This is a genomic window from Sphingopyxis granuli NBRC 100800 (assembly GCF_001591045.1).
GTDB classification, from domain to species: Bacteria; Pseudomonadota; Alphaproteobacteria; order Sphingomonadales; family Sphingomonadaceae; genus Sphingopyxis; species Sphingopyxis granuli.
Genome location: NZ_BCUA01000059.1, coordinates 1 through 17500, shown reverse-complemented (window position 1 = coordinate 17500; position 17500 = coordinate 1). Strand labels below are relative to the sequence as shown.

Sequence of the window (17500 nt, the reverse complement as noted above, 5' to 3'; positions counted from 1 at the left end):
CGCGTGCGATGCTGCCCGGCCTCGCCCCCGCGCTGCTGATGGCGGTCGGAGTCGCCCTCGCCGGCGAAGCGCTCGCGCCGTTCGCGCTTGCCGCGCCGGTCCGGCTCGCGCTGCTCGTCGCGCTGGGCGTGCTGCTCTATGGCGGGCTGCTGTGGTTGTTCGCGCGCGAGGCGCTCGCCGAGGTGCAAAGGGTTGCGTTGCGGCGGTCGGCGCCCGAGTCGCCGTGACCGCCGCCGCGGCGATCAGGACGCGATATAGTCGCGCATCGCGGCCGCCTCGGCCTCGATCTTGTCGATGCGATATTTGACGAGATCGCCGATCGACACGAATCCCACGAGTCGCCCTTCGTCGACCACTGGCAGGTGCCGAATCCGCTTCTGCGTCATCTGTGACAGCGCGCCGATTACCGCCATGCCCGAATCGCACGTCACCGGCGACTTGGTCATCACATCGTCGATCTTGCGGTCGAGCGCATCGGGGCCGTAGGAGGAAATCAGCCGCACCAGGTCGCGCTCGGAAAAAATGCCGACGATCATGTCGCCGTCGAGCACCGGAACCGCGCCGATGCGATGCTGCGCCAGCAGGTCGATCACCGCGCGCACGCTGTCGTCCTGCCGCGCCGAAATCACCGCGCCCGTACGCCCGTAGAGGATGGCTCCAATCGTCATTCCTGCCGCTCCCACCATATATCGTCGCGGCAAAGCCTATCATGATTCGCGCCAAAGCCGAAACGCCAGAGGCCCGCATGCCGTCATTCGGGCTTGGCCTCGGCGCGCGGTTGGTTCATGGGGGGGCATGGTCAAACATTCGCCCCTCGACGATGGCGACACGTCGAAAGTCGCCTGGGCGCGCTATCGCCGGCTGATGCGCGGCATGGCGATCGTCTCGCTGGTCGCCGTCGTCGGCGCGCTCGGCTGGCTGCGCTATACGATGGGCGACGCGCTGACGATTCACATGATGATCGCGACCGCCGCCGGCGTCGGCCTGTCGGTGATGCTCGGCGCGGCGCTGATGGGGCTGGTCTTTCTGTCGAGCGGCAGCGGGCACGACGAAGCGATCGACGATCCCTTCGCCGACGACCCGGACATGAAGAATGACCGATAGCCCGCGCGACCCGATCCTGCGGGTCGTGCCCCAACCGTCCGACATCAACAGCAACGGCCATATCTTCGGCGGCTGGGTGCTGTCGCAGATGGACATCGCGGGTGGCATCGTCGCGGCGCGCATCGCGCAGGGGCCGACCGCGACCGTCGCGATCGAGGCGATGGAATTCATCGCGCCGATCCTGCTTCGCGACCTCATCTCCGTCTATGCGCACCTCGAGCGGCGCGGCCGCACGTCGATGGGCATCCGGATCGAGGTAATCGCGACCCGCGGCCGCGACCAGCGCGAGGTCAAGGTGACCGAGGGGCTTTTCACTTTCGTCGCACTCGACGCGGATCACCGCCCGCGCCCGCTGCCACCGGTCTAGACCTTATTTAGCGCGATAATCGAGCGTCCGGCTGTCGTTGGCCGGCACGGTGACGATCCAGGTGGGCAGACCGTCCTTGCGCGGCAGTTTGCGGAGCCGCGAATCGACCGCTTTCATGTCGTCGATGGCGAACCCGAGTTCGAGGACGACCGCAAAGGGGTTCGCGTTGGTCACGGTCACGCGATAATCTTCGCCTTGCTTGCCCGGCGCATGATGATTGTCGGCGGTGACGAGGACCTGGCGACTTTCGCCGATGACGAGGTTGACCGTCTCGCCAACCGCATGGTCGCGCATCGCGCCCTCGCCCGCGAGCAGTTCCTCGCCGAGCGCCGATTCGAACACCGCGACCTGTCCGCTCGGCAAGGGCACGCCGAGCTTGCCCGCCTCCTTGTTCTCCATCCGCAGCACGATCTGGGTACCTTCGTTTTTCGGTTCGCAGGTCGGACAGGTCCGTAGGCGATGGATGGTACGGAAAGGCACCTTGTTCTTCGCCAGCAAAGCGACCTGCTTTTGCGCATTGGCCGCAACTGTCACGCGCATCGGCACGCGATAGAGCTTGAGATCGCCCAGATCCTCCAGGCTGGCGGTGCCGGCGACAGCGATCGCCATCGGCGAATCCATCAGGCTTGCCTCGCGCCGCTGCGCGGTGACTACGATATCGTAACCCGCCATTGCGGCGGGCGCCGGCGGTGGAGGGGGCGGTGGCCGGATGCCGTTGCGCCCGCTGCCGGTCGGGAAGCAGGACAGGCGAAGCTGCGGCTGCGGCGGCGCCTCGACCAGCTCATCGAAATCCTGCTCGATATTCAGCGTCCCCGCGAGCGCCGACAGATTGGCATCGGCAAAGCTCTCGCCATTGCTGTTGGCGACGGTCAACCAGGCGAAGAGATCGAGCGTCTTCCCGTCGCCCGCGACGCGCGCGACATAATTGCTCGCCCAGTCGAAGCCCGTCGATAAATAGGTGAGCGACACCGTCACCCGCTGTGCGGCCGGACCGCGCGTCGTCACTGACAGCGTCGGCTTTGCGGTCAGCCCCTTCGGCACCCTGTCGTAAAGGAGCATTTCGGGAAGGCCCGAACAGCGCAGCGCCTCATAGCCGGCGGCGGTTCGCAGCACGACGGCGCCGTCGGGACCCGAGCGGATGAAGGCATTCTCTTCGGTGACCTTGCCCGTCGCGCGATCGGTGCGGCGGAGGTGGACGCGATTGCCGAGCGATCCGTCGAGCAGGCTAACGGGCGACAGCAGCGCCGCGTCGCGATTCTTCTGCACCACCCCGCCGGGCAGGCCTGTGACGATCGCCGATACCGCGACCATCCCTTCGGCCACGCCCTCGAAGCGCAGCAGCGATTCGCCCGCCGGCAGGTCGATCGTGCGCTGTTCGGAGATCAGCGCGAAGCCTGCGAGGCTGTCGAGGTCGATCTCGCCGCCTTCGCCGCGTCCGGGATCGCGGAACGCGCTGATCGAAACCAAATCGGGGGCGGTCGAAGTCACGACGCTCTGCGCCGCCGCGGGCGATGCGGACAGAAGCAGTAGCAAAGCAAGCGACCGGCGCATCGCGGCGCGGATCAATAGCGCGTTTCGAAGGTGGCGGTGATCGTCGTCTCGCCATTGGCAGGAACCGTCACGCGCCATCGCGTCCCGTCGCTGTCGAGTCGTTCGCTCTTCCGGCTTTCGGTGATGATGCGCGTGTCGTCCCAATACCAGTCTAGCCCACGCTGGACGAGGTCGATCGTCACCGGCTGCGGCCGCGCATTGGTGAGCAGATAGGACATCGACGAGCGCCAGATCGACGGCGACCGTCGTTCGCGCGATACGACGGTCGCCTTCACCTTGACGTCGAAGGCGTCGCCGGTCTTGAGGCCGAGTTCGCTGCCCATCGGCGTATGGCCGATCCGGCTTTCGCCGATGAACTGCGGGTCGCCGCGCATGTCGCGCTGGTAGAAACGCACCGTCCCGGCGGGCAGCGCGTCGCCCAACCCGCCTTGCGCGCTCGAACTGAACTTGATCACGCTCGCCGCGCTCTGCGGCTCGGTCATATTGTTGAAGCCAGCCACTGTATATTCGTAGATCTTCTGCGCCGGCACCTTCGCCACGTCGAGGAAGCTGACCTGCTTCGTCTGCGCGTTGGCGATCGTCGTGCGCTCGGCCAGCGGATAGAGATAATAGTCGCCCAGCTGTTCGCGCGGCGCGGTCTCGGTGCCCGCGCGGCGCAATTCGCCCGGCGCCACGGGCCGCGGACGATAGACGCCGCCACTGCTCGCCGCATTACCCGCCGACGGCGTGCCCGCGACGAGCAGGGTGCGCGCCCGGTCGAAGGTGGTGCCGGTGGTGTTGGTCAGCGTGACCCAGCCCTGGACGTCGATCGTCCCCGCCTTCTCGTCGTAGAGCGACACATAGTCGGCCGCCCAGCCGAGCCCGCCGGTCAGATAGGACAGCGTCGCCGGCCGCGTTCCGGTGCTCTTGCTCTCCACCGTGATCGACAGCGTCGGCTTGGCGCGCAGGTTCGGCGGAATCTTGTCGAAGATCACCCGCACCGGCAGCCCATCGTCGCGCAATATCTCGATGCGTGACCCGATCTCGAGCACCACGCCGCCGTTGACCGCGAGCACCTTCGCGCGCTCGCGCGTCTCAGCACCGGTCGCGGGATTGATGCGCAGCAGCGTCACCGTCTCGCCGACCGCCTTCTGCATCAGCGCGTTGGGCGACAGCAGGTCATAATCGAAATTCTGTTCGACGATCGCGGTGCCCGCGGCGCTGAACGACACCGTCTGCGGCCGGATCTGCGCCGACACGTCGGGAAATTCCTGGCGCGTCCGGCCGGCGGGGAAGGATATCTGCCGGATATCCTGCACCAGCGACTGGCCGCCATTATAGATAGTGACCGACAGGTCGCCCTGCGCGTTGCCGGCGGCCGGGTCCTGCGCCGCGGCGGAAGCGGCGCCCAGCGCCAGTGTCAGAAAGCAAAGGCTTGCCATGGCTTGCATGAAAAACTCCCCCGAACGGTGGTTCGGGGGAGGCTATGGCATGTCGATGGCAAAAACCAGCGTCGAATCGAGGACTTATTCCGCCGCTTCGACCCCGGTGTCGCGCGTGGCAAGCGTCCGGCGCGTGCGCCGCGGCTTGGGCGCCGGTGCCTCTTCGGCGCCATCCCCGGCGGCGGGAACATCGGCGTTGCGTTCGCTGCGTCCGATCGCGGGTGGCAGTGCGGCGCTGTCGATTCCCGCTGTTTCGCGCGCATCCTCCTCACGCTCGCGCGTGCGGCGCGGGCCGCGGCGGGCGGTGCGCGGTGCGGGGGGCGCATCCTCGGGCGTCTCGCGCTCGGCGCTGCCCCCTTCCTTCGTTTCGGTACCGGCTTCGCTGCGATCCTGATCGCGCTCGCGACGGCCGCGGGCGCGCGGCTGGCGATTGCCGCGCCCATCCTCGTCGTCGCGGCGGTCGCGGTTGCCGCGCGTTTCGCCGTCCTGCTCGGTTTCGGTCCGCTCGCCGTCGCTGTCGAGATCGCTCTCGTCATGGCCGTCGAAATCCTCGACCCCGCGTACTTCGCGATGGCGGTCGGGGCTGCGCTCCTGACCGCTCTGCGCCGCCCTTTCCTCCTGGCGGGCGCGGAAATCGCTGTGGACACGGAAATAATGGTCGGCGAACTGCAGATAATATTCGGTCTGCACCCGGTCGCCCGAAAGCTGCGCGTCGCGCGCGAGATTCTTGTATTTCTCGATCATCTGGACGGCATTACCGCGCGCCCGGCTGTCGATCCGGTTGGCCTGGTCGACGCCCCCGCGCCCGCCCGACTGCGACCGGTTGTTGCTGTTGTTGTTGCGGCCGCGACGGCGACCGCTCTGCCGGTTGTTCATGTTCAACTGAGACATCCTGTCGAAAGCTAATAAGCTATGCCAACCCCTTTTGGCCGGCGGCACCAAATCGGCGTGCCGCACCCGCGCTCGCTGCGCGGTTCTAGCCCTCTGTCGCCCGCGCCGGACCCATGGTCCCGCACCGGCATCGCAAGTGGGAAGCAGACCAGCCGGCCCGATGAAGGGACCCCGGTCGGGCCTGTGAGCCGCCCCCTACAGCGCTTTGCGGCGGAAACCAAGAAAATTCTTGTATGGGGACGCTATCCGACGCGGGTCAGCAAAAGCGCCCGGTCGCGACCACCCAAATCCCGGCGGCACCGTACGGCAAATCCCGCCGCTTCGGCCAGCTCTGCCACCAACATATGCTGTGTGGACCCGATTTCAAGCACCGCCGCGCCGCCGGGGGCGAGATAGTCCGGCAGCATCGGAATGATCCGGCGATAATCGTCGAGCCCGTCCACCCCCGCGAACAGCGCGCTCGCGGGTTCGTATCGGACGACGTCGGGCATCAGCGCCTCGCCGTCGGCGATATAGGGGGGGTTGCACAGGATGAGGTCGAACGATCCCGCCACGCCCGTCATCCAGTCGCCGACGCGGAAGGCGGCGCGGTCCGCGAGGCCGAGAGCCTCCGCATTGGTGCGCGCCAAGGTCAGCACGGCCTCGCTCGCGTCGATCCCCAGTCCGGTCGCCGCTGGCCATTCGGCGAGCGCCGCCAGCAGCAGCGTCCCCGGCCCGGTGCCGAGGTCGAGGACATGATGCGGCGACCGTGCACCGAAATGATCGAGCGCCGCCTCGATCAGCGTCTCGCTGTCCGGACGCGGGATCAGCGCACCGGGACCCACCGCGAGCCGGATCGTCCAGAAATCGCGATAGCCGACGATATAGGCGACGGGTTCGTGCGCCAACCGCCGCTCGACGAGCATCGCGAACGCCTCCGGCACGGCGTAGCGGGAGGGATCGAGCAGCAGCGCCGCGCGCTCCACCCCCAGCGCATGCGCCATCAGCAGTTCGGCATCGAGGCGCGGGGTTTCGGACACGGCGGCGAGGCGGGTCGCAGCGGCGCGGAGAGCCAGCCCGACCTCACTCACGCCGAATTCCGTTCGTGTCGAGCGAAGTCGGGACACTCATCGAGACGATATCGAGCCGAGGGGCATCTCGACTTCGCCCGATGCGAACGGGTTCGGATCAGGCGGGGTGCTCCGAGGCTAATCACCCAGCCCCGCCAGCCGCTGCGCCTGATCCTCGGCGATCAGCGCATCGATCAGTTCGTCCATCTGCCCCTCCAGTATCTCGGGCAGGCGGTGGAGCGTCAGGTTGATGCGGTGGTCGGTCACGCGCCCCTGCGGGAAATTATAAGTGCGGATGCGTTCGGACCGGTCGCCCGACCCGACCATTGACTTGCGCGCCGACGCCTCGGCGCTGTGCGCACGCGCACGTTCGAGGTCATAGAGCCGCGCGCGCAGCACCTGCATCGCCTTCGCGCGATTCTTGTGCTGGCTGCGCTGGTCCTGCTGGATCACGACGAGGCCGGTCGGGATATGGGTGATGCGGATCGCCGAATCGGTCGTGTTGACGTGCTGCCCGCCGGCGCCGGAGGAGCGATAGATGTCGACCTTCAGATCCTTCTCGTCGATCGCGACGTCGACCTCTTCGGCCTCCGGCAGCACCGCGACGGTCGCGGCGCTGGTATGGATGCGCCCGCCGCTTTCGGTGACGGGAACGCGCTGGACGCGGTGGACGCCGCTCTCGAACTTGAGCTTCGCGAACACCCCCTGCCCCGTCACCGACGCGACGACCTCCTTGTAGCCGCCGACCTCGGCCTCGTTCGCCGAGATGATCTCGACCTTCCAGCCCTGCGCGTCGGCGTAGCGGCCGTACATGCGGAGCAGGTCCCCCGCGAACAGCGCCGCCTCGTCGCCGCCTGTCCCCGCGCGGATTTCGAGCATCGCCGCGCGCTCGTCGGCGACGTCCTTCGGCAGCAGCCTGACTGCGAGGTCGTGCTCGGCAGCGGGCAGCGCCTCCTTGACCGCGGCGATCTCCTCCTCGGCCATCGCCTTCATCTCGGCGTCGGATAGCATTTCATCCAGCGCCGCCAGCTCGCCGCGCAGCCGCACCACTTCGCGCGCCGCCGCCGCGACGGGCTCCAGCTCCGCGAACTCCTTTGAAGCCGCGACGAAATCGGCGGGCGTCATGTCGCCCGTCGCCATGCGGGCCTGGAGCGCGGCATGGCGCTCGATGATCGCGTCGATCTGTCTGGCCGAAACGTTCGCCATCACCCGATCGAACGAAACAGCGCTTCGGCGCGGGCGGCGGCCTCGCTGCCATCGGTCTTGGCGTTGGTGAAGGGAGCGCCGTCGCGCAGGCTGATCGAAATCAGCGCGCGGGCGCCGATCTTCGCGGCCTTGTCGAAACGCTTGCGCGGCGAACCCGTCGCGACGATGTCCGCCGACACCCGATTGTCGCGCAGAAGGCGAAGTCCGCGCATCGCGAGATCGAACATCGCATCGTCCTCGACCGCGATCACCGCGTCGAGCCGCGTGTCGACGGCATTATCCGCGAGCAGCATCGCCAGTCGCTCAATACCCGCCGCCCAGCCGACCGCCGCGGTCGGCGGCCCGCCGAGCGCCTCGATCAATCCGTCATAGCGTCCGCCGCCCAGCACCGTGCCCTGCGCACCAAGCCGGTCGGTGACGAATTCGAACGCGGTGTGGCGATAATAGTCGAGCCCGCGCACCAGCCGCGCGTTGCGCTCCCACGCCACCCCGGCGGCGTCGAGCCCCGCGGTCACCGCGCCGAAGAAATCCTGCGCCGCCCCGGTCAGAAAGGCGTCGATGTCGGGCGCGCTGTCGGCAATGGGCCGGTCGCGCGGGTCCTTGCTGTCGAGGATGCGCAGCGGATTCTTGTCTAGCCGCGCGAGGCTGTCCTCGGACAGCTCGCCGCGATGGACGGTGAAATGCTCGACCAGCGCCGCACGCCACGCCTCGCGGCTTTCCGCGTCGCCGAGCGTGTTGAGCGTCAGCGTCACCCCCTCGGCGATCCCCAGTTCCTTCAGCAGCTGGTCGGCGAGGACGAGCAGTTCGGCGTCGGCGAGCGGGCTGTCGCTGCCGAGCACTTCGGCATCGAGCTGGTGGAACTGCCGATAGCGGCCCTTCTGCGGCCGCTCGTAGCGGAACAGCGGACCATGCGTTGCGACCTTCAGCGGCGCGAACTGCTGCCAGCCATTGGAGATATAGGCGCGCGCGATTCCGGCGGTGAATTCGGGGCGCAGCGTGATCGATTCGCCGCCGCGATCCTCGAAAGAATACATTTCCTTCGACACGACGTCGGTCGTCTCACCCAGGCTGCGCGCGAACACCGCGGTCGGTTCGATCACCGGCACCTCGACGCGCTTGAAGCCATAGAGGCGGCGCACGCGGTCGAAGGTATCGACGACATGCTGGAAACGGTCGGCGAAATCGCCGAGCATGTCCTGGGTGCCGCGCACCGGCTGCGGCGTCGGGATTTTCTTCGCGCGGTCCTTGCTCATGGCCGCGGCGTCTAATGGCTTTTCGTCGAAACGCAAAGGGTCCTCGCAGACCCCGCGCTGGACCTTCGCCGCTTTTCCCGGCAACAGGCTGACCATGAAAATGGCACCGTTCGTCGCAGCGGCCCTGCTGGCCGCTCCCTTCGCCCTCGCCTCCTCCTCCGCCGCCGAGGAGGCCAACAGCCGCCCGCAGCCGGTCGTCCAGCCGCATGTCGTGCCGCTGCCCGCCGACAAGGCCTATCCGGGGACGCTGCAGCTTCGCGTCGATGCGACCGACGTCGCGCGCGGAATCTTCCGCGTCCGCCAGACGATTCCGGTCGCGAAGAGCGGCAAGCTGACCCTCCTCTATCCGCAATGGCTGCCCGGCAAGCATGCGCCGCGCGGCGCGATCGCGGAGATCGCGGGGTTCCGGCCCAGCGCCGGCGGGACGCCGCTGACCTGGGTGCGCCAGCCGACCGACGTCTATGCCTTCGACATCGACATACCGGCGGGCACCAAGAGCATCGACGTCGCCTTCGACTTCCTGTCGCCGACGCGGCCGAGCGAGGGCCGCATCGTCGTCACGCCCGCGATGATGAACCTCCAGTGGGAACAGGTCAGCCTCTACCCGGCCGGCTATTTCACGCGCAACATCCCGGTGCAGCTCGAGGTGATACTGCCCGAGGGCTGGACCGGTGCCGCGGCGCTCGACGGGCTGAAGGTTTCGGGCAACCGCTACAGCTATGCCCCCACCAGCTACGAGACGCTGGTCGACAGCCCGATGTTCGCCGGCAAGTTCTTCCGCAAATGGGACCTCGGGCAGAATGTCACGCTGAACGTCGTCGCCGACGAGGCCAAATATCTGGAGGCGACCCCCGACCAGATCGCGCGCCACGCGGCGCTGGTCGCCGAGACGGTGGCGCTGTTCGGGACGAAGCATTTCGACCGCTACGAATTCCTCCTCGCGCTCACCGACGAGCTCGGCGGCATCGGCCTCGAACATCATCGCAGCAGCGAGAACAGCCGCGCCACCGACTATTTCACCCGCTGGGACGACAATGATTCGGAGCGCGGGCTGTTGCCGCACGAATTCACCCACAGCTGGAACGGCAAATACCGCCGCCCCGCCAAGCTGTGGACGCCCGATTTCCGGACCCCGATGCAGGGCAATCTGCTGTGGGTCTATGAGGGCCAGACGAGCTTCTGGGACCTCGTACTCGCCGGCCGTTCGGGCATGCAGAGCAAGGATACGGTGCTTGGCGAATGGGCGACCAACGCCGCCTTCTTTGCCGCGCAGGCCGGCCGGGCGTGGCGATCGGTCGAGGACACGACGCTCGACCCGGTGATCGCCGGCCGCAAGCCGCGCCCCTTCCCCAGCGCGACGCGGACCGAGGATTATTACAACGAAGGCTCGCTCGTCTGGCTGGAAGCCGACATGATCATCCGGCAGGCGACGAACGATACGAAGAGCCTCGACGATTTCGCAAAGGCCTTCTTTGGCGGCCGCGGCGGAGACTGGGGCGAGGTCACCTATGATTTCGGCGACGTCGTCGCGGCGCTGAACACCATCCACCCCTATGACTGGAGCGAGTTTCTGCGCACCCGCCTCCAGACCCCCGGCCAGCCAGCGCCGACCGGCGGCATCGAGAAGGCGGGATACCGGCTCGTCTGGCGCGACGCCCCCAACGCCTATGACCGGGCGCGGATGGCGCGCGCCAAGACCGCCGACCTCACCCACTCGCTCGGCCTGGTGATCGACAAGGACGGCGTTGCCACCGGCATCCTGTGGGACGGCCCGGCCTTTCGCGCTGACATCGTCAACGGCACGAAGATTCTCGCGGTCGACGGCCTCGGCTACAGCCGCGAGCGGATCGAGGCCGCGGTCCGCGCCGCCGCCGACGGCAGGACTCCGGTGCGCCTGCTGGTCGAGCGCGGCGGCCGTTATCGCACGATCGAGATCGCCTATCATGGCGGCCTGCGCTGGCCACACCTCGAAAAGACCGGCAGCGGGCCGGACTGGTTCGACCGGCTGCTCGCGGCGAAACGCGCGCTCTGATTTCCCTCCCGCTTGCGGGAGGAGTAAGCTCCCCCTCGACTTTGCGCGCCGTCAGGCGCTAAAGGCGCGCGCCATTTCAAAAAAGACCGAAGGATATTCTCTCCCATGCGTATCGACCTGATCCCGGCCGGCGACAATCCGCCCGACAGCCTGAATGTGCTGATCGAGGTGCCGATCGGCGGCGAGCCGGTGAAATATGAATTCGACAAGGCGTCGGGCGCGCTGTTCGTCGACCGCTTCCTGCACACACCGATGCGCTATCCCGCCAACTACGGTTTCATCCCGCACACGCTGGGCGAGGACGGCGATCCGCTCGACGCGCTCGTCGTCGCGCGCACCTCGGTCATCGCCGGCGCGGTGGTCAAGTGCCGCCCGATCGGCGTGCTTTTGATGGAAGACGACAAGGGCGGCGACGAAAAGCTGCTGTGCGTCCCGATCAACGCGACCTTTCCCTATTATGCCGAAGTGGCGAGCTATCGCTCGATGCCGCCGATCGTCATGCAGCAGATCGAGCATTTCTTCACCCACTACAAGGATCTCGAACCCGGCAAATGGGCCAAGCTCAACGGCTGGGGCGACGTCGACGAAGCCAAGCGGATCATCGTCGAGGGGATCGAGCGCGCCAGGCAGGCCGGCGTCTGAGCCGCAGCGGGCTACGCGCCCTATTCCGGCGCGTCGCCATCCGAAACGAAGCGGATGTCCTGGCGCGGATAGGGGATGCGGATTCCCGCTTCGCCGAACCGGTCCCATATGTCGAGGAACACGCTGCCCTGGATATTGCCCAGCCCCGCCTCGGGATCCGATATCCAATAGCGCAGCTCGTGCTCGACCGCGCGTTCGCCAAAGCCGATGATCCACACCACCGGTTCGGGATCGGACAGGATGCGCGGATTGGTCCGCGCCGCTTCGACCATCAGCCGTTGCGCCAGCCGCAGGTCGCAGTCATAGGGAACCGGAACCCGCATCCGCACGCGCACGTCGCGGCTCGAATAGCTCCAGTTCTCGACCGCCTGCGTCATCAGCAGCTCGTTCGGGATCAGGTGCTTCTTGCCGTCGCGGGTCACGACGCTGACCGCACGCACCCCGATCTTCGCGACATAGCCGACATTGGGCACGCCGCCGAGCGTCGCGACGCCCATCGAGGCGGCATCCCCCACCACGATCACGTCGCCCGGCTTGATCGAACGGTCCATCAGCAGGATGATCCCGGCGATCAGGTTGCCGACGGTCTTCTGCAGGCCGAAGCCGATCGCCAGCCCCGCCGCCCCCGAAAAGACCGCCAGCGCGGTCAGGTCGATGCCGAGCAGATCGACCCCGAACAGCAGCGCCAGCGTGAACAGCGCGATCGCGATCAGCTTTTCGGCCAAGATTCGCTGCGTGTCGTCGATCTGCCGGTTGCGGCGCAGGACCCACTTGATCGCGCGCAGCACGACGCGCACCGCGACATAGAGCAGCACCGCGACGACCAGCGCCGCGAACAGCGAATAGAGCGACAGGCGATAGTCGCCGATATCGAGCCCGATCGCCTTCATCGCCGCGATCAACTCCGCGACGCCGTGTCGGGCGCTCGCCGCGACGCTCATGCCGCGAGCGCCGCAAGGCCGCGTTCGAGGTCGGCGATCAGGTCGGCCGGGTCCTCGAGTCCGATCGACAGGCGCACCAGCGCATTACGGTCGGCCCACGTCGTCGCGGTGCGAATGCCCGCCGGATCGCTCGGCACGACCAGGCTTTCGTAGCCGCCCCAGCTGAAGCCGATCCCGAAGCGCGCCAGCGCATCGACGAAGCGCGCGCGCGCCGCGTCATCGGCACCCGCCAGCGTGAAGCCGAACAGCCCGCTCGTTCCCGAAAAGTCGCGCGCCCACAGCGCATGGCCCGGATCGCCGGGCAGCGCGGGGTGGAGCACTCGCCCGACTTCCGGCCGCTCGGCCAGCCAGCGCGCGACGGCGAGGCCGTTCTCCGCATGCCGCGCCAGCCGCACGTCGAGCGTCCGCAGACCGCGCAGCATCAGGGCGCAATCATCGGGCGAAACCGAATGGCCGAGCTGGTAAGTCGCCTTGCGCAGCCGCGGCCACAGCGCGGGCGTCGCGGTGAGCGAACCCATCATCGCATCCGAATGGCCACCGACATATTTGGTGAGGCTCATCATCGTCACGTCGACGCCGTGCGCCAGCGCCGGGAACAGCAGCGGCGTCGCCCAAGTGTTGTCGAGCATCGTCACGACGCCGCGCTCGCGCGCGACGGCCGTGATCGCGGGCACGTCCTGCACCTCGAAGGTCAGGCTGCCGGGCGATTCGAGGAAGATCAGCTTCGTCGCGGGTTCGATCAGCGCGGCGATGTCCTTGCCGATCAGCGGATCATAATAGGTCGTGCGCACGCCATAGCGCTTCAGCATATCGTCACAGAACAGCCGCGTCGGTTCATAGGCGCTGTCGACCATCAGCAGGTGATCGCCCGGCGCCAGCAACGCGAGCAGCCCGGCGGTGATCGCCGCGACGCCCGACGGGTAGAGCAAGGTTCCCTCGGCCCCCCGCTCGAGGTCGGTCAGCGCGTCGGCGAGCGCCCAGACGGTCGGCGTCCCCCGCCGGCCGTAATAGAGCTTGTCGTGCGTCGCATGACCCCGCGCCTTGAGGTCGGCGACCGAATCGTAGAGGATCGTCGAGGCGCGCCAGACCGGCGGATTGACGACCCCGCCGCCGAGCCGCGGGTCGCCGGTCCATTCGGGCCGCCGCCCGCCCTGCACCAGTTTCGTCGCGGGGCGGAGGCTGTCATCGTCGCTCTTGCTCATCCTCGCCTTGTTAGCGGAGCGCGGCGCAAAATCCAGTGGCCGGCACCTTCCCGCTCGCGCAGCGGGGCCTCAAAATCTCACACGAAGACACGAAGAGGGCCGTTCATGCGCGCACTATTAGCGCGTGAACGGCCCTCTTCGTGTCTTCGTGTGAGTCAAAAAGGGTGCTGCGCGCGGAAGGTTAAACACCGTCCGCGCTTCGCACCGCCGCCTCAGGCGGCGCCGGTCGCCTTCGGGGTTGCCGGGTCGGCGCCCCATTCGGTCCAGCTTCCGTCATAGACCGCGACATCCTCCTTGCCGAGCAGGTGCGCGCCGAAGGCGACGACGGTCGCGGTCATGCCGCTGCCGCAGGTCGTGACGAGCGGCTTGTCGAGATCGATTCCCGCGGCGTCGAAGGCCGCCTTCAGTTCGTCGCCCTGCTTCCAGGTGCCGTCGGCGTTGAAAAGCTGGCTGTGCGGCAGACTACGCGAGCCCGGGATGTGGCCCGGCGCCATGCCGGGGCGCGGGTCGCGCTCTTCGCCGGTGAAGCGCGCCGCGGGGCGCGCGTCGACGACCTGTTCGGCACCGCTGTCGACGTTCGCGAGCATCTGGTCCTTGCTGCGCACCGCCTTCGCATCGCGCCACACGGTGAAGTGGCGATGACGCAGCGTCTGCTTGCCCATTTCGAGCGGGCGTCCTTCGGCCTTCCACTTGGCGAGCCCGCCGTCGAGCAGCGCGACATCGTGCGCGCCGAACAGCTTGAGCAGCCACCAGGCGCGCGCCGCGCTTTTCAGCGGGCTGTCGTCATAAAGCACGATGCGGCTGCCGTCGCCGAGGCCGAGCGACTGCATCCGGCTCGCGAACTTCTCGGGCGGCGGCGCCATATTCTCGACATCGCTGTGCGAATCGGCCAGCTCGGTCAGGTCCATGAAGACCGCGCCGGGGATGTGACCCGCCTCATATTCCGCGCGCGCGTCGCGGTCGGTCCCCACCATGAATTTCGTCGCATCGACGACCCGCAGGTCCGATGCCCCCAGTTCGCGTTCCAGCCAGTCGGTTGACACCAAGGCGTCCATGTCATGCTCCTGTTACGACCCGACGGTGGAACCTGCATTGTCCTGCCCCGCCCGCCGGCCATCCTGCTATGGCTCTTGTCTTTCCGGGGAAGTCGCCAGCCTATGCCCCCGCTTGCCCTTTTTCAAGCGCGCTGCCGCTCTGCCCCAGACGATGCTGCGCCGCAACAAAAATGATATCTACAGGCTCCGCCGCATCGCCGTCGCGCGGGCACCCGGCTGGCTGACGACATAGGTCGCGCGGTCGAGCGGAAGCGGCGCCAGACGATCGCTTTCCTTCGGCCCCGTCTCGCGGCCGATCACGAAGCTGCCCGCGACCTGGCCGAAGCCGTCGCCCGCCCCGTCCCAATGATAGGTGACGTCGAAGGCGGCCACCGGGACGAGCATCGGCTTGCCCGCCATCGGCAGCGGCTCGATCGTCGCGCGCGGCAGCACGACCTCGCCGTCGAGCCGTTCGCCCGCGCCCGGCGCCAGCGCCATGTCGTCGCGCAGCACGCTGCCGCCGGCGCCATCGAAGAAGCGCGCGAGCACCGGCTCGGTCATCGCCGATCCCTGGTTAAGCGCGATGCGAACCATCAGCCCGACGGCATCGACCGATCCCTGGTTCGTCAGGTTCAGCGAAAAGCCGAACAGGATCTGGTCGGGCGCGGCACGAATCGAGTGGATTTCCAGCGTCATGCCGATCACCGGCCGTCGTTCGGCCGTGGGCCGGGTGACGAGCGGCGACGGCGGGCGCGGGGCGCCCGGCTGGAGAGGCGCGGGCGGCGCGGCGGGGGCCGGAGGAGCAGCCACGTCGGGCGTCGCCGGAACGGGCGGCGAAGGCGCGGGTGCCGGCGACGGTGTCGGCAAGGGAGCCGGGGGCTGTGGAGCGGCCGGCGGCGGCGCCGGGGTTTCCGGCGCCTCGAAAGGCGCAGCGCCCTCGGGAAGCGGACGGCGGCGCCAATACCAGATACCGGCGACCAGCGCGGCCAGTGCCGCCAGCAGCCACGCCCAGAGCGGCGTGTCCGGCGCGGAACCGGAAGGGGACGCAGGCGGCGCCGCATCATCGGCCGCCGGACTGGGCATCTCCGCGGCGGGCGTGGATGCCGTCGGTTCCGGCCCGACGGGCAATGGCGATGCGTCGCCGGTCGGCGCGACGGGCACCGGCACGGGAGTCTCGCTGCCGGTCGGTGCAGGCGACGCGGCGCGCGGCGCTGCCTCGGCCGCGCGCGGCTCGGCGGACGTGGTGCGGCGCGGGGTTTCGGGCGCGGCCGCGCCGCCGTTCGCTGGCAGCGTCGGCGCCACCCGAGGCGGCGCGGGACGCGGCGTCGGCGTCGGCGTGGGCGCAGGCGTGACGCGCTCGCCGGGGGCGATCGGCGGCAGGCCGTTGTTTGACGGCCCCTGCACCCCGGCCGCGCGGCCATCGTCGGCAGGCGGCAGACGGAAATCGACCGACGGCCCCGATGGAGCAGGTGACGACGGAGTCGGCGACGGCGCGGGATCGGGCGTCTCGGCCTGCTGTGCCGCGACCGGGGCGGGCCCGCCCAGCCCCAGGGCGAGCGCCATCAACGGCAGCGCTGCTGCCTTGCGTCGCCGATCCAACCTGCTGCCCGTCATCGCCAAACCGTCCGTGACACCCGAATATCGTTCCCTGCCCCTCGATGCGGCCCGGTCGATCGCGAGCCGATGGGGCCGGCGGTCCGCAAAGCGCTTCCGCGCGGGGCGATGAGGCTCTAGACGAAAGCCATGACCGATTCCAGCCATCCCCCGCTCGCCCCCAAACATCTCGGCCAGCCCAGCCAACTGCCCGCCGCGCCGGAGGCGGCGGTACTCGACTACGTCCCCAATCCGCGCAGCGGCGAACTCTATCTGGTGCGCTTCGCGGCGCCCGAATTCACCTCGCTCTGCCCGGTCACCGGCCAGCCCGATTTCGCGCACCTGGTCATCGACTATGCGCCGGGCGAGACGATCGTCGAATCGAAGAGCCTCAAGCTGTTCCTCGCCAGCTTCCGCAACCATGCCGGCTTCCACGAGGATTGCACCGTCGGCATCGGGCGTCGCCTGTTCGACGAGATGCGCCCGCGCTGGCTGCGCATCGGCGGCTATTGGTATCCGCGCGGCGGCATCCCGATCGACGTCTTCTGGCAATCCGGCCCGCCGCCCGAGGGGCTGTGGCTCCCCGATCAGGGCGTCGCCCCCTATCGCGGGCGCGGCTGATCCGATATTTCAACAAAAAAGGTGGGATTTCATCTTCCCGTCGCACGACCCTTACATTATTGTCAGCGCATGACCGCCACCGCCCGCCCCCACGACCACGACATCACCGTCGGCCCCGACGCCATCGACTTCATGGGGCACGTCAACAATGCCCATTATCTGAGCTGGGTGCAGGAAGCGGTGCTTGCCCACTGGCGCAAGATCGCGCCGCCCGAGGCGGTGTCGCAGCATCTGTGGGTCGCGCTGAAGCACGAGATCACCTATCGCCGCCCCGCCTTCCTCGACGACCAGGTGATCGCGACGGTAATCCTCGAAAAAGTGCAGGGCGCGCGTGCCTTCTACGAAACGGTCATCCGGCGCGGCGAGGAAGTGCTGGCCGAAGTCAAGTCGAGTTGGTGCTGCATCGACGCCGAAACGCTCCGTCCGGCACGGCTGGCGAGCGAGGTGGTGGCGCGCTTCTTCCCGGGCGAAAAAAGCTAAGCTGCCCTTCCAACCTCCGTCATGCTGAACTCGTTTCAGCATCCATGGCCCAAGCCTCTCCTTCGACGCAGCATCAAAGGACAGGTCCTGCCATGGGCCCTGAAACAAGTTGG

At 68.0% G+C, this 17500-nt stretch carries 18 protein-coding genes (1 of these 18 cut by a window edge); 7 read left to right on the top strand and 11 right to left on the bottom strand.

Annotated elements, in window-relative coordinates; translation table 11 throughout:
• Positions 1–227, top strand: the 3' portion of a protein-coding gene (locus tag SGR02S_RS13555; protein WP_082737352.1) for a lipopolysaccharide biosynthesis protein. The gene continues 1297 nt to the left of window position 1, outside the view; the window shows 227 of its 1524 coding nt (coding positions 1298–1524); the start codon falls outside the window, past its left edge; it ends in the stop codon at positions 225–227.
• Between the two features lie 15 nt (positions 228–242).
• Here the strand turns inward: SGR02S_RS13555 and SGR02S_RS13550 are convergent, their stop codons facing one another.
• Positions 243–668: a CBS domain-containing protein gene (locus SGR02S_RS13550; protein ID WP_067110775.1), complete on the bottom strand. Its 426-nt coding sequence runs from the start codon at positions 666–668 to the stop codon at positions 243–245.
• A gap of 127 nt (positions 669–795) precedes the next feature.
• Here SGR02S_RS13550 and SGR02S_RS13545 point away from each other — a divergent pair, with 127 nt between their 5' ends.
• Both SGR02S_RS13545 and SGR02S_RS13540 read left to right on the top strand, forming a co-directional pair.
• Entirely contained in the window at positions 796–1104 is a 309-nt protein-coding gene (locus SGR02S_RS13545; RefSeq protein WP_067110772.1) for a hypothetical protein, read from the top strand.
• Complete coding sequence (locus tag SGR02S_RS13540) at positions 1094–1471, top strand: acyl-CoA thioesterase (protein WP_067110769.1); 378 nt, start codon at positions 1094–1096, stop codon at positions 1469–1471. The genes SGR02S_RS13545 and SGR02S_RS13540 overlap by 11 nt, the downstream gene beginning before the upstream one ends.
• Before the next feature lie 3 nt (positions 1472–1474).
• Here the strand turns inward: SGR02S_RS13540 and SGR02S_RS13535 are convergent, their stop codons facing one another.
• From SGR02S_RS13535 to hisS, 6 genes are all read right to left on the bottom strand, one after another.
• Positions 1475–3022 carry a DUF4139 domain-containing protein gene (locus tag SGR02S_RS13535; RefSeq protein WP_067110783.1) on the bottom strand — a complete coding sequence of 516 codons (1548 nt, stop codon included), beginning with the start codon at positions 3020–3022 and terminating at the stop codon, positions 1475–1477.
• 11 nt (positions 3023–3033) lie between these two features.
• Positions 3034–4452: a DUF4139 domain-containing protein gene (locus SGR02S_RS13530; protein ID WP_067110767.1), complete on the bottom strand. Its 1419-nt coding sequence runs from the start codon at positions 4450–4452 to the stop codon at positions 3034–3036.
• 75 nt (positions 4453–4527) lie between these two features.
• Complete coding sequence (locus SGR02S_RS13525) at positions 4528–5319, bottom strand: DUF4167 domain-containing protein (RefSeq protein WP_255211479.1); 792 nt, start codon at positions 5317–5319, stop codon at positions 4528–4530.
• A 257-nt stretch (positions 5320–5576) separates the two neighbouring features.
• Entirely contained in the window at positions 5577–6404 is an 828-nt protein-coding gene (prmC, locus tag SGR02S_RS13520; RefSeq protein ID WP_067110762.1) for a peptide chain release factor N(5)-glutamine methyltransferase, read from the bottom strand.
• A 117-nt stretch (positions 6405–6521) separates the two neighbouring features.
• Positions 6522–7589: a peptide chain release factor 1 gene (gene prfA / locus SGR02S_RS13515; protein WP_067110760.1), complete on the bottom strand. Its 1068-nt coding sequence runs from the start codon at positions 7587–7589 to the stop codon at positions 6522–6524.
• Positions 7589–8842, bottom strand: coding sequence for a histidine--tRNA ligase (hisS, locus tag SGR02S_RS13510; protein ID WP_067110757.1), 1254 nt, complete (start codon positions 8840–8842; stop codon positions 7589–7591). The genes prfA and hisS overlap by 1 nt, the downstream gene beginning before the upstream one ends.
• 94 nt (positions 8843–8936) lie before the next feature.
• Between hisS and SGR02S_RS13505 the strand changes: the two genes are divergently transcribed.
• A complete protein-coding gene (locus SGR02S_RS13505; RefSeq protein ID WP_067110781.1) occupies positions 8937–10874 on the top strand; it encodes a M61 family metallopeptidase in 1938 nt (645 codons plus the stop codon).
• Positions 10875–10979: 105 nt separating this feature from the next.
• Positions 10980–11516, top strand: coding sequence for an inorganic diphosphatase (gene ppa, locus SGR02S_RS13500; protein WP_067110754.1), 537 nt, complete (start codon positions 10980–10982; stop codon positions 11514–11516).
• 20 nt (positions 11517–11536) lie between these two features.
• Here ppa and SGR02S_RS13495 read toward each other — a convergent pair whose 3' ends face one another.
• The 4 genes from SGR02S_RS13495 to SGR02S_RS20110 form a co-directional block, all read right to left on the bottom strand.
• Positions 11537–12457 carry a mechanosensitive ion channel family protein gene (locus SGR02S_RS13495; RefSeq protein ID WP_067110752.1) on the bottom strand — a complete coding sequence of 307 codons (921 nt, stop codon included), beginning with the start codon at positions 12455–12457 and terminating at the stop codon, positions 11537–11539.
• A complete protein-coding gene (gene metC, locus SGR02S_RS13490) occupies positions 12454–13659 on the bottom strand; it encodes a cystathionine beta-lyase (RefSeq protein ID WP_067110749.1) in 1206 nt (401 codons plus the stop codon). The genes SGR02S_RS13495 and metC overlap by 4 nt, the downstream gene beginning before the upstream one ends.
• A gap of 212 nt (positions 13660–13871) precedes the next feature.
• Positions 13872–14714 carry a 3-mercaptopyruvate sulfurtransferase gene (gene sseA / locus SGR02S_RS13485; protein WP_067110746.1) on the bottom strand — a complete coding sequence of 281 codons (843 nt, stop codon included), beginning with the start codon at positions 14712–14714 and terminating at the stop codon, positions 13872–13874.
• Positions 14715–14891: 177 nt separating this feature from the next.
• Complete coding sequence (locus tag SGR02S_RS20110; protein ID WP_156483083.1) at positions 14892–16256, bottom strand: hypothetical protein; 1365 nt, start codon at positions 16254–16256, stop codon at positions 14892–14894.
• 180 nt (positions 16257–16436) lie between these two features.
• Between SGR02S_RS20110 and queF the strand changes: the two genes are divergently transcribed.
• Positions 16437–16907: a preQ(1) synthase gene (queF, locus tag SGR02S_RS13470; RefSeq protein WP_067110738.1), complete on the top strand. Its 471-nt coding sequence runs from the start codon at positions 16437–16439 to the stop codon at positions 16905–16907.
• Between the two features lie 69 nt (positions 16908–16976).
• Positions 16977–17387 (top strand): acyl-CoA thioesterase, encoded by a 411-nt coding sequence (locus tag SGR02S_RS13465; protein ID WP_067110736.1) that lies wholly within the window; start codon positions 16977–16979, stop codon positions 17385–17387.
• The last annotated feature ends 113 nt before the right edge of the window (positions 17388–17500 follow it).